Raw genomic sequence first — 17616 nt, 5'->3', positions numbered from 1 at the left:
TGGATTGCGCCGGGCATGGCCCGACGCTACCTGCCGCTCATCCAACGCTGGCGGCGAGCACAGCGGTCGCCTGATCCGGGGTTATCCCAGATCGCCCAACCGCGCCTGCAGCGCCGCGATCGCGGCCAATCCTGCGGTTTCCGTACGCAGGATGCGTGGGCCCAGCTGCAGTCCCTGGAACCCGGCCGCAGCCAGCTGTTCGCGATCGCGTGGCGACCATCCACCTTCCGGACCAATGGCGATGACCACCCCGCCCACCGGCGCCGCCTGCAGCGTCGACAGTCGATGCGTTCCCAGCGGATCCAGGGTCAAGCGCAATGTGTCCGCCGGCAGCGCTGCGCTGGCGTGTGCCAACGACTGCGGCAGGCCAACGCTGGGAATCCGCGCACGGCCGGACTGGCCACAGGCAGACTGCACCACGTTGTTCCAGTGCGCCACGCGTTTCTCCGCACGCGCTGCATCCAGCTTCACCTCGGTACGCTCGGCGTTCACCGGCACGATGGCGCTGACCCCCAGTTCGGTGGCCTTCTGCAGGATCAGGTCCATCTTCTCGCCACGGGCGATGCCCTGCAGCAGGGTGATGGTCAGTGGCGATTCGTTGCCGATGGCCTGCACCTGGTCGATGCGGACCTGCACCTCGCGCTTGCCGGCCACGGTGAGCGTTGCGGTGTAGTCGTGGCCATCGCCATTGAACAACACGCAGCTGTCGCCCTCGCGCAGGCGCATCACCCGCACCAGGTGGTTGGCCGCTTCCTCGGGCAGGGTCAGGGTCTGGCCGCTGTGCAGCGCCAGGTCGATGGGGCAGCGGGTCACGCGCATGCTATCGCCTCGTCGATGGCTGCCAGCGTGGTATGTGCCAGCAGTTCCAGTTGCTCGTCATCCACGCAGTAAGGTGGCATCCAGTACAGCACGTTGCCCAGCGGTCGCAGCACCACGCCGCGCTTCAACGCCGCCCGGTAGGCGTGCAGCCCCAGCCGCAGGGAAGGATCGAACGGGGTGCGTCTGTCGCCATTGCGGGCCAGTTCGAAGGCCACCACCATGCCGGCCTGGCGCACATCGGCCACGTGCGGATGGTCGGCGAAAGGCGCCGCCAGGGTCCCCATCACCGAGGCGATGCCACGGTTGCGGGCGATGACATCGTCGTCGCGGAAGATGTCCAGCGTGGCCAGCGCCGCCGCGCAGGCCAGGGGGTTGCCGGTATAGCTGTGCGAATGCAGGAAGGCGCGTTCGCGCGAATCATCCAGGAAGGCGTCGTACAGCGCCTGCGTGGCAAGCACCGCGGCCAGCGGCAGGAAGCCACCGGTCAGGCCCTTGGAAAGGCACAGCAGGTCGGGCATCACCCCGGCCTGTTCACAGGCGAACAGTGTGCCGGTACGGCCGAAGCCGGTGGCGATCTCATCGGCGATCAGGAACGCACCATGGGCGTCGCACAGTTCGCGCACCCGCTGCAGGTAGGCCGGATCGTGCATGCGCATGCCGCCGGCACATTGCAGGCGGGGTTCCAGGATGACCGCACAGATCTCGCCCGGGTGCTGGTCGAACAGGGTTGCCATGCCATCGGCCGCCAACCGGGCGCGGTCGGCCGCACTCTGTCCCGGCTCGGCCAGGTAGCTGTCGGGCGAGGGCGCGAACAGGCCTTCGGCCAGCAGCGGTGCGTACACGCGCCGGTACAGCGGAATATCGCCGACCGCCAGCGCGCCCAGGGTTTCGCCGTGGTAGCCGTTTTCCAGCGCAATGAAGCGTGTACGCCGGGTCTCGCCGCGGTTGTGGAAGTAGTGGAAGGCCATCTTCAGCGCCACCTCCACACCGGCCGAGCCGTTGTCGGCATAGAACACCTTGGCCAGCGGGGCGCGGCCGGGCTGGCGTGGTGCCAGCGCCAGCAGGCGCTCGGCCAGGGTGATCGCCGGTTCGTGGCCGAAGCCGGCCAGCATCACCTGTTCCAGCTGCCCGGCCTGGGCGGCGATGGCGCCACCGATGCGCGGTTCAGCGTGGCCGAACAGGTTGGTCCACCAGCTGCTGACCGCATCCAGGTAGCGGTTGCCGTCGTGATCGTACAGCCAGGCACCCTGACCGCGCGCGATCGGCACCAGTGGCAGCGTGTCCGGATGTTCGCGCATCTGCGTGCAGGGGTGCCACAGCACCTGCAGGTCGCGTTGCCGCCAGTGCTGGACCAGCGGGGAGGGGGTTGGGTCTGCTAGCATTTCGGGCTCATGAACATGTTGCTGCCTGCACATTCTATCGGCCCCGGCGCGCGCGTCGGCTGCCACGGAGAATCCGCATGACCGATGACCGCGCCAGGCGTCCTCTGCCGATCATCCATCGGATCACCGACGAGGAGAACGGGCCCTTCCAGCGCCAGCACCTGGACCTGGAGTTCTCCAATGGCGAGCGCCGCCGCTTCGAGCGTCTGGTCAGCCGTGGCCATGGAGCGGTGGTGGTGGTGCCGATGCTGGATGCGGAAACGGTACTGCTGGTGCGTGAATACGCCGCCGGCATGCACCGCTACGAGCTGGGCCTGGTCAAGGGTCGCATCGATGCCGGGGAAACGCCTGAACAGGCCGCCGACCGCGAATTGAAGGAAGAGGCCGGCTACGGCGCGCGCCAGGTGGACGTGCTGCGCGCGATGACCCTGGCACCCACCTACATGAGCCATCAGTCGTGGCTGGTGGTCGCCCGCGACCTGTACCCGGAGAAACTGGCCGGCGATGAACCGGAAGAACTGGAAGTGGTGCCGTGGAAGCTGGCTGATCTGGACCAGTTGATGCTGCGCGAGGATTTTTCCGAAGGGCGTTCACTGGCGGCGTTGTTCATCGCCCGCCAGTGGCTGCAGGGAACACGATGATCAAGCTGACCACCGAACTGCGTGAAACCACCATCGCCATTGCCCAGGAAGCCGGGCAGGCCATCATGCAGGTGTACGGCAACGGCTTCGATGTCACGCTGAAATCCGACGACAGTCCGGTCACCGCCGCTGACCTTGCGGCCGACCGGGTGATCCAGCAGGGCCTGCGCCAGCTGACCCCCGAACTGCCGATCCTTTCCGAGGAGTCGCCGCTGGTGCCCTGGGAAGTGCGGCAGCATTGGGGTGCGTACTGGCTGGTCGATCCGCTCGATGGCACCCGCGATTTCGTCAAGCGCAATGGCGAGTTCAGCGTCAACATCGCGCTGATCTACCAGGGTGCCCCGGCGTTCGGCGTGGTCCAGTCGCCGGTGACCGGCATTGTCTGGCATGCCATGCGCGGCGAGCTGGCCTATCGCCGGCAGGGCGTGCATGACACCGTGCTGCGTACGCGCACACCGGCAACCGCACCGCTGCGCGTCGCCGCCAGCCGTTCGCACCGGACGGAGGCAACCAACGCGTTGCTGGCCCGCATGGGCAACATCGAGACCGTGGTGCAGGGGTCGTCACTGAAATTCTGCCGGATCGCCGAAGGCGGCCTGGATGTCTACCCGCGACTGGGCCCGACCTCCGAATGGGATACCGCCGCCGGCCAGTGCGTGCTGCACGCAGCCGGTGGCGCGGTGCTTTCGGTGGGCACCGGCAAGCCCTTCCGGTACAACCGCCGGCCGACTCTGCTGAACGGCGAGTTCATGGCGTTGGGCGATACCAGCCTGCCGTGGCGCGACTGGTTGTCCGATTGATTCTGGAGAGCACATGAGTACGCACGACACCCCCGCCATCGGCAATGCCAGCGCAGAACTGGAGCGCCTGCTGGCGATCATGGCCCGCCTGCGCGATCCCCAGGGCGGTTGCCCGTGGGACCTGGAGCAGAACTTCGCGACCATCGCCCCCTACACGATCGAAGAAGCCTATGAAGTGGCCGACGCGATCGATCGCGGCGACCTCGACGATCTGTGCGACGAGCTCGGTGACCTGCTGCTGCAGGTGGTGTTTCACGCGCGCATGGCTGAAGAGCAGGGCGCCTTTGCCTTCGCCGAAGTGGCGCGTGCGATCAGTGACAAGATGCAGCGCCGCCATCCGCATGTCTTCGCCGATGCCAGCGTGGACGACGCCGACGGCGTGACGCGCAACTGGGACGCGATCAAGCGTGCCGAACGCGCGGCGAAGGGCGAACAGGACACATCGGCGCTGGCTGGTATCTCGCGCGGCCTGCCCGAGTGGCAGCGGGCGGTGAAACTGCAGTCGCGTGCGGCCAAGGTCGGCTTCGATTGGCCGGGCCCGCTGCCGGTGCTGGACAAGGCGGCCGAAGAACTGCAGGAACTGCGCGAGGAGTTCGAACGCGGCGACGTCGCCAGCAACAAGGCGCGGTTGCAGGAAGAGCTGGGTGATCTGCTGTTTGTCTGTGCCAACCTCGCCCGGCATGCCGACATCGACCTTGGCGCCGCCCTGCGTGGTGCCAACCACAAGTTCGAACGTCGCTTCCGCGCCATGGAAGCCCAGGCCGAGGTCCAGGGCGAATCGTTGGCCGCACTGGACCTGGACGCCCAGGAAGCGCTCTGGCAGCACGCCAAGGCAACGGAAAAGGCGTGAAGACGCTTGGCCTGTTCCTGCTGACGGCGTTGGCCGAGATCGTCGGTTGCTATCTGCCGTGGCTGTGGCTGCGCAAGGGCGGCAGCATCTGGCTGCTGCTGCCGGCGGCAGCCAGTCTGGCGCTGTTCGCCTGGCTGCTGACCCTGCACCCCACCGCCAGCGGGCGCGTCTATGCGGCCTACGGTGGCGTGTACATCGGCACGGCGCTGTTCTGGCTGTGGCTGGTCGACGGCATCCGCCCCAGCCGTTGGGACATGCTGGGCGCGGCGCTGTGCCTGGCCGGCATGGCGGTGATCATGTTCGGCCCGCGCCAACCGGTGTGATGTCACCGACGCCGGGCGATGCCCGGCGGCACTTCAGCGCAGGACCTGGCACCCCAGCATCGGCAGGTTGATCGCATCGGCCATGCGCCGGTAGCCCTCATCGTTGGGATGCAGGTGATCGCGGGTGATCTCCGCCGGCAATGACTCCGGCTGCGCAGGATCACGCAGCGTCGCATCGAAATCCACCACGCCATCGAAACTGCTGTCCCCGCTGCGCGCCCAGGCGTTGATCGTCGCCCGCACCTTCGCCGAAACCGGTTCGTAACGCTCCGATCCGCCGAACGGCGTCAACGTGCCGAGGTAGGCGCGTATGCCATGCGCGTGCAGGCGCGCTGCCACCTGGCGATAGCCCAGCAGCATGTCCTCAGCACTGCGCCCTGGCAGCGGAGGCGCACCCCCGCCCTGGCGGATATCGTTGATGCCTTCAAACAGGATCACCAGGTCGGCGTCGGCCACGGCGATCACGTCGCGGTCCAGTCGTGACAACGCGCTGTGGCTGCGGCCGTGGTCCAGCAGTTTGTTGCCACTGATACCCTGGTTGAGCACCACGAAGCGGTCCGGGCAGGCCTGCTGCAGGCGCACGCCGAGGCGCTCCGGCCACTGGTTGAACGAACCACGGGTTGCGGTCGCGCCTTCGGTGATGGAATCGCCGAGGGCAACGATCACCCGTGGACGGTCCGCGCGCTGTACCAGTACCGCCGAGAACACGTTCTGCTGGTAACCCACGCGCACACTGTCGGCCACCTGCGGCTGCTTTCCATCGACCACGCGCACCACGGTACGCCGTACTGCAGGCCGGGTCGGCTGCGGGAAGTAGGCGGTCACGCTGATGTCCTGCAGCGCGGCCACCTGCAGCGGCAGCACGTCGCTCAGCACTGCCGCGCCCACCGGTACGTCGATGGAAGTACGTCCATCGACGGTGACCGGCAGCGCTGCGCCCTTGCCATCGGCCAGGCGCACGCGCACCTGTTCCACATGCAGCGGCGCAGTGCCCAGTTCATTGCTGATACGCAGGCGCAGCGCATTCCCGCGACTGCCCAGGCGCATGTCCTGGCGCACGGTCTGGGCGGCGAACTGCACCGGCGCCTCCGCGCTTCCGTCCTTGCGGTCGGGGGCGGGAGAGGCGGTCCAGGCGGTCACCCACACCGGCGCCGCGCAGGCAGCAGGTGTGGCCAGGGCGGTGCCGATGGCGAGGGAGAGCAACGTGATCCAGCGCTGCATGGTCAGGGTTCCCGTCAGGAGAAGTAGGTGCCGCCGTTGACGTCCAGGTTCGCGCCGGTGATGAACGCGGCCGCCTCCGAGACCAGGTACACCGCCGCCTCGGCCGCTTCGTCCGGGTTGCCCTGGCGGCGCAGCGGCGTCGCCCCGGCCACCGCCGTGCGCACTTCCGGCCTGGTGAACTCATCATGGAAGCGGGTGGCAATCATGCCGCAGCACAGCGCATTGACACGGATGCCCTTCGGCCCAAGCTCCTTGGCCATCGCACGGGTGAAGGTCATCACGCCGGCCTTGGCCGTGGCATAGATGGCCGCACCCGGGCCGCCGCCATCGCGACCTGCCTGCGAGGCGAAGTTCACGATCGCTGCGCCTTCGCCCATGTGCGGCACCACCGCGTGGGTGGTCAGGTAGGTGGAGGTCAGGTTGAGATCGATCACCTTGTGGAAGAACGCCGGATCGATGTCGGCCAGCGGACGACGCTCGACCATGCCACCGGCCACGTTCACCAGTACATCGATGCGCTGGCCGAACGCCGCCTGGGTGGCGGCAACCAGGCCAGCCACAGCGGCGGCATCGGTAACGTCGGCGCGATGGACGATGGCCTGGCCACCCGCGGCCTGGATCAGCGCCAGGGTCTGCTGTGCGCTGCCTTCATCGTTGGCGTAGTTGATGCAGACGCGTGCGCCGGCGGCGGCCAGCTTGATCGAAACGGCACGGCCGATATCACGGCCACCACCGGTGACGATGGCCACCTTGTCCTGGAACGACATGCGGGAAACTCCTTGGTTTGCGGGGGAATGAAAGGAAAGGGAAGCGGCTCAGCCGTCGCGACGGTCGAGCTTGTGGATCGGGCCGGTCCACCACCACAGCGCGGCCAGCGACAGCGGCACCAGGGCGGCGACGAGGATGAAGATCGGCGCGTAGGAATGACGGGTCAGCACCGGCACCAGCCAGGTGGTGATCAAGGTGCCGGCGACGGCCGCAAGGCCGCCGAGACCGGCGAGGGTGCCTACCGAACGGCCATCGAACAGGTCGCCGGGCAGGGTCTGGATGTTGCCGATGGCCACCTGGAAACCGAACAGCACCGCAGCGATGGCCAGCACCGCCAGCAACGGCTGGTTGGCCATGACCGCGCCCAGCAAGGCCGGCGCCATGATCACGCAGCCGAGGGTGATCGACAGTTTGCGCGCGTGGTCCACGCTGCGGCCGGCGTTGATCATCCGTCCCGACAGCCAGCCACCGGTGAGGCTGCCCAGCATCGCGCCAACGAACGGCACCCAGGCGAACAGGCCGATCTGCTTGATGTCAAAGCCGAAGGTTTCGGCCAGGTAGATCGGCAGCCAGGACACGAACAGCCACCAGATCGGATCCAGCAGGAAGCGGCAGGCCAGCATGCCCCAGCTCTGCCGGTGCGCCAGCAGCGCACGCACGCTCACCTTGGGGGCATCGGCATCGCGTTGGCCCGCCCGGTCTTCCATGATCAACCGGCGCTCGGCATCGCTCACCCACGGGTGCTTGTCCGGACCGGCGCGGTAGACGAACAACCACGGCAGCAGCCACAGGAAGCCAAGTGCGCCGACCAGCACGAAGGTGCCGCGCCAGCCCAGCCACAGGTACAGCGCGGCGATGGCCGGTGCCGAAACGATCGCGCCGATCGAGGCGCCGGCATTGAAGATGCCTTGTGCCAGGGCGCGCTCACGGGCGGGGAACCACTCGGCGTTTGCTTTCACCGCACCAGGCCATGCACCGGCTTCACTGATGCCCAGCATCGCCCGTACCAGGCTGAAGGACAGCATCGAATGGGTGATCGAATGCAGCGCGATGGAGATCGACCACACACTGATCGACAGGGCGAAGCCCAGCCGTGTGCCGATCATGTCGAACAGCCGGCCGAACAGGAACTGGCCCGCTGCATAGAACAGCATGAACACGGTGACCAGCAGCGCGTAGTCGTCCTTGGTCGCGCCGACTTCCTTGGCGATCTCCGGCCACATCACCGCCAGTGCGTTGCGGTCGATGTAGTTGATCACCGTGGCCACGGCGATCAGGCCGACGATCAGCCAGCGCACCGCCGAGCGGACCGGCACCCTGCGCAGCGCAGCCACGGGCGAGGCACCGTTCATCGCGCCTCACCCTTGCTGCGGTCCATGCGCGCGTGGCTGCCGCTCCAGCGGTAGGCATGGCCATCCACGGTGACGCTGTGCTCGCCCTTGCCGGTGCTGTCGTCGGCCACGCCCAGCGCGATGCGTGCACCACTGGCCAGGCGCAGCTCGATCACTTCTGCATCGCTGCCGCGGGTACGCACCACCTCGCGGATGCGGCTGTCGGCACCATGCACGTACTCGGCGGTGCCGTTGTACTCGCCGTGGGGTTCCAGCACGCTGAAGAAGGTCACATCCTTCTGTCCTTCCACGCGCTGCAGCAGTGCAGGTTCACGGCGCAGGTTGAATTCGGGATCGTTGGCGCCGCTTTCCACCAGCAGTGCCTGCGATGGAGCGCTGCTGCCGAAACGATAGGTGTAGAAGCGGCCGTCAAGCAGCCACGCCAGCGTGCGCGGCTCGTTGCCAGGCTTGCTGCGGGCATCCAGCCACAGATGCTGGTAACCGTTGTCGGCACCCAGCACCGGGCGCTGTGCGGGGAAATGTTCGGCCTCGAAGCCGGTGCTGACGATATGCCCGTTGAAATGCAGCGGCAGGTCGTAGCGCGCGGTCTTGTCACCGTGTACCTGCAGCAGGTCCATCACCACCGGCAGGGCAAGGTCCGGGTGGCGCAGCAGTGCCTGGGTACGGGTGAACACCACGCCAGGATAGGCATCGCGCATGGTCGCCGACGCGATCTGGGTCTCGGCCTCGGCCTGGAAGAAGCGCACCTGTGGCGCGTGCTCCTCGCCGCGCTTCCAGTCCCCGTTGAAATGGCTTTGTCCGTTCACCACCAGCGTGTTGTGGGCCACGGTCTGTTTGGCCCAGCTGCGGTTTTCGGCCAGGTAGATGCCACCGCGCTTGGCTTCCACGTTGAGGAACCGTGCCGAACCGTAATCGGTCACCACCGGGTTGCCGTTGTCGTAGAACAGCCAGTTGAGCTTGTCGAAATGGCCGTGCCCCATGCCCTGCATGGTGTCCTTCTGCACCAGCGCCTGGCCGCGCTCGCCGCCCATGCGCAGGATCGCCAGGCCGCCGCGGTCGCCGTCGGGGCCGTCGCGCAGCAGCATCGGGCGGTAGTCGAACGGCTTGGCCTTGTCGGCGGCCAGCGCCTGCGCCACCTGCAGCCCTTCCGGTGAAAGCAGCAGGCGCTTCTGCTGCTGGGCCACCGACAGCAGGCGCCCATCATGGGTACGCGCATAGGCGATGCCGATACCGGCGACCAGTTCCTCGGTATCGATGCCCTTGTCCAGGATCGCATCGTTGATCGGGAAGAACAGGCCGTCGTAGCTGGTCTGCACCAGCACGTCCACGGCCTTGAGCAGCACGCCATCGCGGCGGGCGAAGATCTTCCGCTGTGGTTCGTTGCGCTCGATCGCATTGGCAAACAGCAGGAACGGCGCCAGCGCATAGCGCTGGTAGTAGGGGCCTTCCTCGTAATAGCCATCGGGCGAGAAAAGAAGGTCGATCTGCCGCAGGAAGCCGAACTGGTCATCCTTGCGGCTGCCGCGCAGTGACTTCTCCACCAGTTCCGGGTCGCGCAGCACATAGCCGGTCATGCCGGTGGCCGCTACCGCCCAGGTGGCGTGATTGTGGATCTGGTCGTAGTTCTTCGGTTCACTGGCCAGGAACTCGGCCATCGGCCGGAATACCTGCGATTCGATGGTCTGCCGATCCTGCGCCGACAGTGCGTCGCGGATCGCGTCGTAGCCCTGGATGGCATTGACCAGCCACACCGAATCATTGAGCACCTGCCAGAACACGCGGCCGGGAATCTGCCCACGTCCTTCCGGATGCGGCCCCAGGGTGGGGTAAAGCTTGGCGTACTGCAGCAGCATGTCGCGCGCGTAGTCCACGTACGCCCTGTCACCGGTCAGCCGGTACATCGTGCCGGCAGCCAGCAGCGCCTGGTAGTTGCGCTTGTGCTGCTCATGCGTGCGACCGCCGCCCTTGTCCTTGGGTACCGGCACATCAATGCCGGTCTTCATCATCTTCTGCAGGGTCTTCTGCGTGCGTGCCTGTTCCTTGGCAAACCACGGGTAACGGCTGCCTTCGCTGGCCATCTGCTGCCATTGCGTGGCGGTCACCAGCACCGGTGCGGTATCGGCCTGGCGCGCCGCTGCCGAAGGTGCCGCCTGCAGCGATGCAGCCGGCAGCAATGCAAAGGGCCCGGCCAAGGCCAGGACAAGCGAAACGGACAGCGGTTGCAACCTCATCGATCAACTCCGTTGCTGGTGCGTGACAGGGCAACCTCGCCCACCTTGGGATACCAGTCCACCCCGGTCGCCGCGCGTGGGGTCATGGCCAGCGCCGGGTCGGCGCCGATGCCGGGCAGGGCGGGCGAGGGTGTCCACAGGCCGCTGCCTGCCAGCTGCAGGCTGACGCTGCCACTGCTTACGCCGCCGGGAAACACGGTGCTGGCCTGCGGCGACTGCAGGTTGCCGCTGAAGGCGATGCCGGCGAGCGAACTGGCGGCATTCGGTGGGTTCCTGCTGGTGCGGTTGACGATCAGGTTGCCGCTGAAACGGCTGTCGCTGGCCGCGACCACGATCCCCTTGCTGTCGTCATGGCCGACACCGAAGCTGATCTTCGATACATCCACGAAGGTATTGCGGCTGATCGTGGCATTCACCACCGGCGCATAGCCGGACAGGGGCGGGTTCGCCTGCGCATCCATCACCGCCAGTGCCGAACGGTTGCTGGACCCGGCCAGCCGCTCGAAGTAGTTGTTGCTCACGGTCTGGTCGGCATTGATGATGCGCACGCCGCCGGTGCCGGCCTTGTCATCGCCCAGGAAGACGTTGTCGATCACCCGGTTGCCGTTGCCATGGCGCAGGGTCAGCGCGCCGGCCGAGCGATAGAAGACGTTGCCGCGGAAGGTGTTGCCGCCGGACTTGTTGGAGACGATCTCGGTCTCGCCATCGCAGCCCTCGAACCAGTTGTTCTCCACCGTGCTGTTGGAATCGCTCAGCGAGGTGTCGCTGGTGCCGACGCGGATCGTTTCGCCGCCATTGACGCCCAGTGCCGGGCGCGGCCCGAACCAGTTCTGGTCGATGCGATGCTGGTTGTCCAGGCCCTGGGCAGCGTCGCGCACCACCACCACGGTCGGCCCGGCGTTGCTCTTGCCGCGCAGCTGGCTGTGGTCCAGCCGGTTGTGGGTGCCATACAGCGACACCCAGTAGTCCTGGTCGCTGCCGTCGGGATTGCTGTAGTCGTCGATCACCAGCCCGGTGACGCGGCTGTGGTGGGCAACCGCCTTGCTCGATTCACGGAAGGCCACCACCGCATCGCCCGGCGTGTAGCCGTTGCGGAACACCAGGCTGGACACCTGCAGGTAGCTGCCGGCCAGGCGCAGGTCCGAACGCCCGCTGAGGATCACCTTGCCCGGCGTCTGCGCGCGCAGCACGATCGGCGCTGCTGCCGTGCCCTGGCCTTTCAGCAGCAGCCGGGCATCGGTCCAGGTGCCATCGGCCAGCACGATTTCATCACCGGGCTGCAGCGCCGCTGCGGCCGTGGTGAACTCGCCGATGTCATGCACCAGCCAGCTGGCCGCACCTGCCGGGAAACTGGCCAGGCAAATTGCCAGTCCAGTTGTCAGGCAAAAACCTGCGGCAGCTTCTGAACTGCGTCGTGAGCGTGATCGGATGCGCATGAAATCCTTCCGGAGACGGCAGAGCCGTCGTTTCAGGGTTGGCGTGCATACCACTTGATGGGGTTGTTGTAAGCCACGTTGCGCGCAAAGTCATGCTGCACCAGCACATGAATTGTCGTTCAAGTGGTCTGGATCAAAGGTATTACGAAAAATCCAGTCCAGTTGGTTGACATTTCTGTGTCGGCGTGTCGAAGCTGCGTCCCAAGCCAACTGTCCAGGCGATCCTTTGGGAGGAGGAAACCATGCGGCAACCTGCCGGAGCTGTACGTCGTACATCATTGACACCCACGCCGCTGATCGTGGCACTGCTCGCTGCGCTGGCCGCCTCGCCGGTTGTGCATGCACAGTCCAGCGCTGCCGGTGCCGCGCAGGACGCCACCACCCTGGACCAGGTCCAGGTCACCGGCATCCGCGAGTCGATGCAGAGTTCGATCAACAAGAAGCGCGATGACACGGTGATCGCCGATGTGCTGTCGGCCGACGACATCGGTGACCTGCCCGCGCCTTCGCTGGCCGATGCGATCGAGACACTGACCGGCGCCGCCTCGACCCGCGACAAGACCGGTGCCTCGGAAATCTCGATCCGCGGTCTTGGCGCTTTCCTCAGCAGCACCAATTTCAACGGCCGCGAGATCACCAACGGCAGCGGCGACCGTTCGGTGAACTTCAACATGTTCCCGGCCGAGCTGATCAACACCGTGGCCATCTACAAGACCCAGCGCGCAGACATCATCGAAGGCGGCGTGGCCGGCACCATCGGCCTGGAAACGGTCAAGCCGCTGGAATACGGCAAGCGCTCGGCGCAGATCGACCTGCGTGGCAGCTGGGCCGAGTATGACAAGAAGTACCGCGACGACGATGGCATCGGCTACCGCGGTACTGCCAGCTACATCGACCAGTTCGAATTCGGCGATGGCCAGAAGCTCGGCATCTCGCTGGGGTTCCAGCGACTGGAAGGCACCGACCCGGAGGAGAGCATCACCAGTGGTTCCACCTGGTATGCCTGCGATGGTACCCAGAACGTGGGCAACGCCAACTGCAACGAAGTCACCGCCCAGGCCATCGCCAATGGCGCGCCCTATTACCTGGTGCCCAGCAGCCGCATCTACCGCCTGAAGCAGGAGCGCAACGATCGCCAGAGCGAATTCGCCGCGATCCAGTGGCGCCCCAACGATGTGGTCGAGGTCAACGTTGATTTCGAACACACCGAACGCAACTGGGACGAGAACCGCAGCGACCTGAGCCTGTCCAACGCACGCCGCGGCATCACCCAGCGCGACGTGGACGAGAACGGCATCGTCCGCCACCTGCACGGCAGCACCTCGATCGACTCGACCTCCAACCGTTACTGGCGCGGCGAGGAATACACCGGGGGTGGCCTCAATCTGATCCTGCGTCCGAGCCCGGCCTGGGAACTGTCCACCGACCTTTCCTACTCGCATACCAACCGCCTAGACAGCGAGCGCATGACCCGCCTGCGCGCCAATCAGCGCGACGTCAACAATGCCATCGTGCCGGGCATCAGCAGCGGCGCCACCGGCTATGTCGACTACGACTGGGACTGGCACGGGGAAGCGCCTGGCATCGCGTTGGCGCCGAACTTCGATCCGAACAACTGGGACGCCTACACCGGTGCGGCGCGGGTGACGTCCAGCGCCACCGAGAACGACCACAAGATCAAGGCCGGTCGATTCGATGCCAGCTTCATGCCCGAGTCCGGCTTCTTCACCCGCATCAAGGGCGGGCTGCGTGCCAGCCAGGCCGACTACCGCCTGCGTGACAACACGCTGGTGACCGACTACGACCAGCGCGTGGCGGCCGACAAGGCCAGGATCATCGCTGCCAACCGCGCGTGCCGCGCGCCGTTCCCGCAGGATGACTTCATGGATGCGGCCAGCGGCAACACGATTTCGTCATGGGCCTATTTCGATCCCAGTTGCCTGTACCAGTCCTTCCGCGGCACCAGCGACAGCGGCCTGGACCCGGACTTCCAGGACCCCAACAACGTCGATGTCAACGAGAAAACCCGTGCGCTGTACCTGATGGGTGAATTCAGCAGCACGCTGTTCGGCCTGCCGGTGACCGGTAACCTCGGCCTGCGCTGGGTCAAGACCGATGTCCGTTCCGAAGGCGTGCGCACCGACCTTGCCATCGTCGACAACGGCGACGGTACGATCCGCCTGCAGCCCACCGGTGATTTCACCCGCCAGGTCTTCAAGGCGGGCAACGACAAGCTGCTGCCCAGCCTGAACGCCGCCTTCGAGCTGAAGCCGGACCTGCTGCTGCGGGTGGGCGCCTATCGGGCGATGTCACGCCCGGATATCGCCGCGCTGGGTGCCGGCCGCACCATCAACGTCAGCAGCGATGCCACCTACGGCAACCTGGCCGACGCGCTGGATGACATCAGCGCCAGCGGCAATCCCGCAGCGCAGCCATTGATGTCCTGGAACGGCGATCTGTCGCTGGAGTGGTATCCGAATCCGGACACGATGTTGTCGGGCGCGGTGTACTGGAAGCAGTTCAACGGCGGTACCGCGACCGCGCTGGTGCCCGAGACCTACAGCATCAACGGACAGACGGTGACGGTACCGGTGCGGCAACAGGTCACCACCGACGAGGACAGCACGCTGACCGGTATCGAACTGAGCGCCACCCACCGTCTGTCGTACCTGCCCAAGCCGTTTGATGGCCTGGGTTTCAAGGTCAGTTACAACTATGCCGATGCCGACTACCAGACCCAGGATTCGCGCCTGGGCGAGCAGCTGTCGGCCGATGGCACGGTCATTCCGGCCATCGTGCCGCCGGCGGGCCTGAGCGGCTTCTCGCGGCACGTGCTGTCCGGCTCGATCTACTGGGACGTGGGTCGTTTCAACATCCAGGCCATCGGCAAGTTCCGCTCGCACTACTACCAGGACTTCACCGGCAACGCTGCGCAGCAGAACCGCTACTACGATGACAACACCAGCGTCGATCTGCGCCTGCGCTACCGGGTGAACAAGCAGATGTCGCTGTCGCTGGAACTGATGAACCTGACCAACGAGCCACGCGTGGCATACCAGCCGCTTTACGGCAATTTCCGCGAGGTGGTGAGCTACGGGCGGCGCGCGTATTTCGGTGTACGATACAAGTTCTGAACAGGGCGGCGCGGCCACGGGTCGCGCCGTCGCTCCATCCGGACCCGCACCGTGCCCGGTGGCCGGGGACGGGCAGGAGGGAACCGCCAAGGGTCAGCCGCATGTCCGCCAACCGTCTCTACCAGACCATCGCCGCCAAGCTCCGCAAGCTGATCGAAGACGGCGAATATCCGTCGGGTTCGCGCTTGCCGGGTGAGCGTGAACTGGCCGAACGCTTCGGCGTCAGCCGGGTCACCATCCGCGAGGCCGAAATCGCCCTGGAGGCGCAGGGCTGGATCGCGATCCGGATCGGCTCGGGTGTCTATGTGAAACCGCGACCGGCGCAGGCTGCCGGTGGATTGCCCGATGTCAGCGCCTTCGACCTGACGGCGGCACGCGCGGTGTTCGAGGCCGAAGCGGCAGCGCTGGCGGCCAGCAATATCGATGACGCCGGGATCGCCGAACTGCAGGAACTGGCCGAGGCATTGTGCCGGCGCGACCTGACCGATGAGCAGGCCGGTGACTATGACCGCCGCTTCCACCTGGCCATCGCGCGGCTGTCGGGCAACCCGGTGGTGGAATATCTGGTGCAGCAGATCTGGCGCATGCGCAGCGAACTGCCGCGGGTGACCGAGGTGTACGCACGGGTCTGCCACGACGACGGCGCCAGCCGCGCCGACGAGCACATGGCGATCTTCGAGGGCCTGCGCGCGCGCGATCCGGTCGCGACCCGCAATGCGATGCGGCATCACTTCCAGCGCCTGTTCGAGGCGATGCTGGAGGCGACCGAAAGCCAGGCGCTGGCCGAGATCCGCCGGCAGACCCAGCAGGACCGCGAACGCTTCCTGGTGACCACCCGCATCTGAGTTGGCGAGCCGAGCGCCTGCCCGGCTGCTTTCCGCCGGAGCGGGCGGTCTCCGCATCCCGCGGATGCACGCGCTATGCTGGACCCCGGACGTCTCCCATAAGGAAAGCGCGATGTTCCCGACCATGTTCTTCACCGTGGTACTGGCCTTCGTGGCCGTGGTGATCCTGTTCAAGGCAGTACGGATGGTGCCGCAGGGTTATGAATGGACCGTCGAGCGGTTCGGCCGCTATACCCACACCATGTCGCCCGGCCTGCATTTCCTGATCCCGATCGTGTACGGGGTGGGGCGCAAGGTGAACATGATGGAGCAGGTGCTGGACGTGCCTGGCCAGGAAGTGATCACCAAGGACAACGCCGCCGTACGCGTGGATGGCGTGGTGTTCTTCCAGGTCCTGGATGCGGCCAAGGCGGCTTACGAAGTGGCGGTGCTGGAAGTGGCGATGATCGCCCTGGTGCAGACCAACATCCGTACCGTGATCGGCTCGATGGACCTGGATGAATCGCTCAGCCAGCGCGAGGTGATCAATGCCAAGCTGCTGAGCGTGGTCGACCACGCCACCAACCCGTGGGGTGTGAAGGTCAACCGCATCGAAATCCGCGACATCCAGCCGCCGCGCGATCTGCTCGACGCGATGGCGCGACAGATGAAGGCCGAGCGCGAGAAGCGCGCGCAGATCCTGGAAGCAGAAGGTTCACGGCAGTCGGAGATCCTGCGTGCCGAAGGCGAGAAGCAGGCCACGGTGCTGGAGGCGGAGGGCCGCCGCGAGGCCGCGTTCCGCGATGCCGAGGCGCGCGAGCGCCTGGCCGAGGCCGAAGCCATGGCGACCCGGGTGGTGTCGGCAGCGATCGCCGAGGGCGATGTGCAGGCGATCAACTACTTCGTCGCACAGAAGTATGTGGAGGCCTTCAAGGAGCTGGCCAGTTCGCCGAACCAGAAGCTGGTGCTGATGCCGATGGAGGCCAGCGGGGTGATCGGTTCGATCGCTGGCGTGGCCGAACTGGCCAGGCAGGCACTGTCTGACCAGAACAGCAAGCAGGCCGGTGGCAAGCGGCCGCCACCGATCGGAGGCTGACATGCGCTGGGAAGTCGTCGTGTGGGGAGCGTTGGCGCTGCTGCTGTTCGCCGCCGAGGCATTGGCGCCGGGCGCGTTCATGCTGTGGATCGGCATTGGCGCGGCGGCGGTGTTCGCGCTGGTGGCGGTGTTCAGCGATATCCCGGTGCTGTGGCAGGTGGTCGCCTTCGTGCTGCTCAGCGTGCTGTCGATCCAGTGCTATCGGCATTGGGGCCGTCCGCGTGCGCGGCAGAGCGATGCGCCGCTGCTCAACCGGCGTGCCGAGCAGCTGGTCGGCCGCGTGGTGCCACTGCAGCAGGGCATCGACGCTGGGCAGGGCAGGGTCAACATCGACGATGCGTCGTGGCAGGTGAGCGGACCGGCATTGCCGGCCGGCACCCTGGTAAGGGTGGTGGCGGTGCAGGGCAGCGTGCTGGTGGTCGAGGCGGCTGCGTAGATCGGAGTTTTCAGCGAACGGCCCAGCCCCTCGTGGGTTGGTCGCGTAGTGCGTTTCATGTGTTTGGGTCGGGGGGGGGGGGGGGGGGGGGGGGCGGCCGGGAAAAAAAAAAAAAAAAAAAATACCCCCCCACAAACACCCCGACCCCCCCCCCCCCCCCCCGGCCGGGCCCCCGGCCCCCGGCCGCCCCGGTGCTGGGGTGGGGGGAGGGGCTTGGGTTTTTACAACCCGGGGCCGCCCCCGGCCGGCCCACAACCCCCCCCGCTGCGCTGCGGCACGACCAGCGACCGGCCGATCTGGGAT

15 protein-coding genes are annotated in these 17616 nt (G+C 66.5%); 8 read left to right on the top strand and 7 right to left on the bottom strand.

Annotated elements, in window-relative coordinates; translation table 11 throughout:
- Nucleotides 1-81 precede the first annotated feature (81 nt).
- Both ACVOLJ_RS18110 and bioA read right to left on the bottom strand, forming a co-directional pair.
- A complete protein-coding gene (locus ACVOLJ_RS18110) occupies nt 82-819 on the bottom strand; it encodes a 16S rRNA (uracil(1498)-N(3))-methyltransferase (protein WP_475280039.1) in 738 nt (245 codons plus the stop codon).
- Nucleotides 810-2201: an adenosylmethionine--8-amino-7-oxononanoate transaminase gene (gene bioA / locus ACVOLJ_RS18105; protein ID WP_475280038.1), complete on the bottom strand. Its 1392-nt coding sequence runs from the start codon at nt 2199-2201 to the stop codon at nt 810-812. Before bioA ends, ACVOLJ_RS18110 begins: the two co-directional genes overlap by 10 nt.
- Nucleotides 2202-2278: 77 nt before the next feature.
- Here bioA and nudE point away from each other — a divergent pair, with 77 nt between their 5' ends.
- From nudE to ACVOLJ_RS18085, 4 genes are read left to right on the top strand one after another with little or no spacing between them, the layout of a single operon-like run.
- The gene (gene nudE / locus ACVOLJ_RS18100; protein ID WP_475280037.1) at nt 2279-2842 is read left to right on the top strand and encodes an ADP compounds hydrolase NudE; all 564 of its coding nucleotides are present in this window, start codon (nt 2279-2281) and stop codon (nt 2840-2842) included.
- Nucleotides 2839-3642, top strand: a complete 804-nt coding sequence (cysQ, locus tag ACVOLJ_RS18095) for a 3'(2'),5'-bisphosphate nucleotidase CysQ (protein WP_475280036.1) — start codon at nt 2839-2841, stop codon at nt 3640-3642. The genes nudE and cysQ overlap by 4 nt, the downstream gene beginning before the upstream one ends.
- A 13-nt stretch (nt 3643-3655) precedes the next feature.
- Nucleotides 3656-4492 carry a nucleoside triphosphate pyrophosphohydrolase gene (mazG, locus tag ACVOLJ_RS18090; protein WP_475280035.1) on the top strand — a complete coding sequence of 279 codons (837 nt, stop codon included), beginning with the start codon at nt 3656-3658 and terminating at the stop codon, nt 4490-4492.
- Nucleotides 4489-4815 (top strand): YnfA family protein, encoded by a 327-nt coding sequence (locus tag ACVOLJ_RS18085; protein WP_100553277.1) that lies wholly within the window; start codon nt 4489-4491, stop codon nt 4813-4815. The genes mazG and ACVOLJ_RS18085 overlap by 4 nt, the downstream gene beginning before the upstream one ends.
- Before the next feature lie 33 nt (nt 4816-4848).
- Here the strand turns inward: ACVOLJ_RS18085 and ACVOLJ_RS18080 are convergent, their stop codons facing one another.
- The 5 genes from ACVOLJ_RS18080 to ACVOLJ_RS18060 are packed head-to-tail and all read right to left on the bottom strand — an operon-like array spanning nt 4849 to nt 11823.
- A complete protein-coding gene (locus ACVOLJ_RS18080; protein WP_481564761.1) occupies nt 4849-6036 on the bottom strand; it encodes a GDSL-type esterase/lipase family protein in 1188 nt (395 codons plus the stop codon).
- 14 nt (nt 6037-6050) lie between these two features.
- Nucleotides 6051-6803: an SDR family NAD(P)-dependent oxidoreductase gene (locus tag ACVOLJ_RS18075; protein ID WP_481564760.1), complete on the bottom strand. Its 753-nt coding sequence runs from the start codon at nt 6801-6803 to the stop codon at nt 6051-6053.
- A gap of 48 nt (nt 6804-6851) precedes the next feature.
- Entirely contained in the window at nt 6852-8156 is a 1305-nt protein-coding gene (locus tag ACVOLJ_RS18070) for an MFS transporter (protein ID WP_475280031.1), read from the bottom strand.
- Complete coding sequence (locus tag ACVOLJ_RS18065) at nt 8153-10387, bottom strand: oligoalginate lyase (RefSeq protein ID WP_475280030.1); 2235 nt, start codon at nt 10385-10387, stop codon at nt 8153-8155. Before ACVOLJ_RS18065 ends, ACVOLJ_RS18070 begins: the two co-directional genes overlap by 4 nt.
- Entirely contained in the window at nt 10384-11823 is a 1440-nt protein-coding gene (locus tag ACVOLJ_RS18060; protein WP_481564759.1) for a polysaccharide lyase 6 family protein, read from the bottom strand. The genes ACVOLJ_RS18065 and ACVOLJ_RS18060 overlap by 4 nt, the downstream gene beginning before the upstream one ends.
- Before the next feature lie 242 nt (nt 11824-12065).
- On the opposite strand from ACVOLJ_RS18060, the gene ACVOLJ_RS18055 reads away from it, so the two are divergent.
- The 4 genes from ACVOLJ_RS18055 (at nt 12066) to ACVOLJ_RS18040 (ending at nt 17313) form a co-directional block, all read left to right on the top strand.
- Nucleotides 12066-14957, top strand: a complete 2892-nt coding sequence (locus ACVOLJ_RS18055) for a TonB-dependent receptor (protein ID WP_481564758.1) — start codon at nt 12066-12068, stop codon at nt 14955-14957.
- 101 nt (nt 14958-15058) lie between these two features.
- Nucleotides 15059-15802: a FadR/GntR family transcriptional regulator gene (locus tag ACVOLJ_RS18050; protein ID WP_481564757.1), complete on the top strand. Its 744-nt coding sequence runs from the start codon at nt 15059-15061 to the stop codon at nt 15800-15802.
- Between the two features lie 112 nt (nt 15803-15914).
- On the top strand, nt 15915-16877 hold the full coding sequence (locus ACVOLJ_RS18045) for an SPFH domain-containing protein (protein WP_475280026.1): 963 nt from the start codon (nt 15915-15917) through the stop codon (nt 16875-16877).
- A 1-nt stretch (nt 16878) separates the two neighbouring features.
- Entirely contained in the window at nt 16879-17313 is a 435-nt protein-coding gene (locus tag ACVOLJ_RS18040; protein WP_481564756.1) for an NfeD family protein, read from the top strand.
- Nucleotides 17314-17616 lie beyond the last annotated feature (303 nt).

It is taken from the genome of Stenotrophomonas sp. STEN046 (assembly GCF_056759755.1).
The sequence above is the reverse complement of the archived record's forward strand: the minus strand, read 5'-3'. Positions and strand labels throughout refer to the sequence as shown.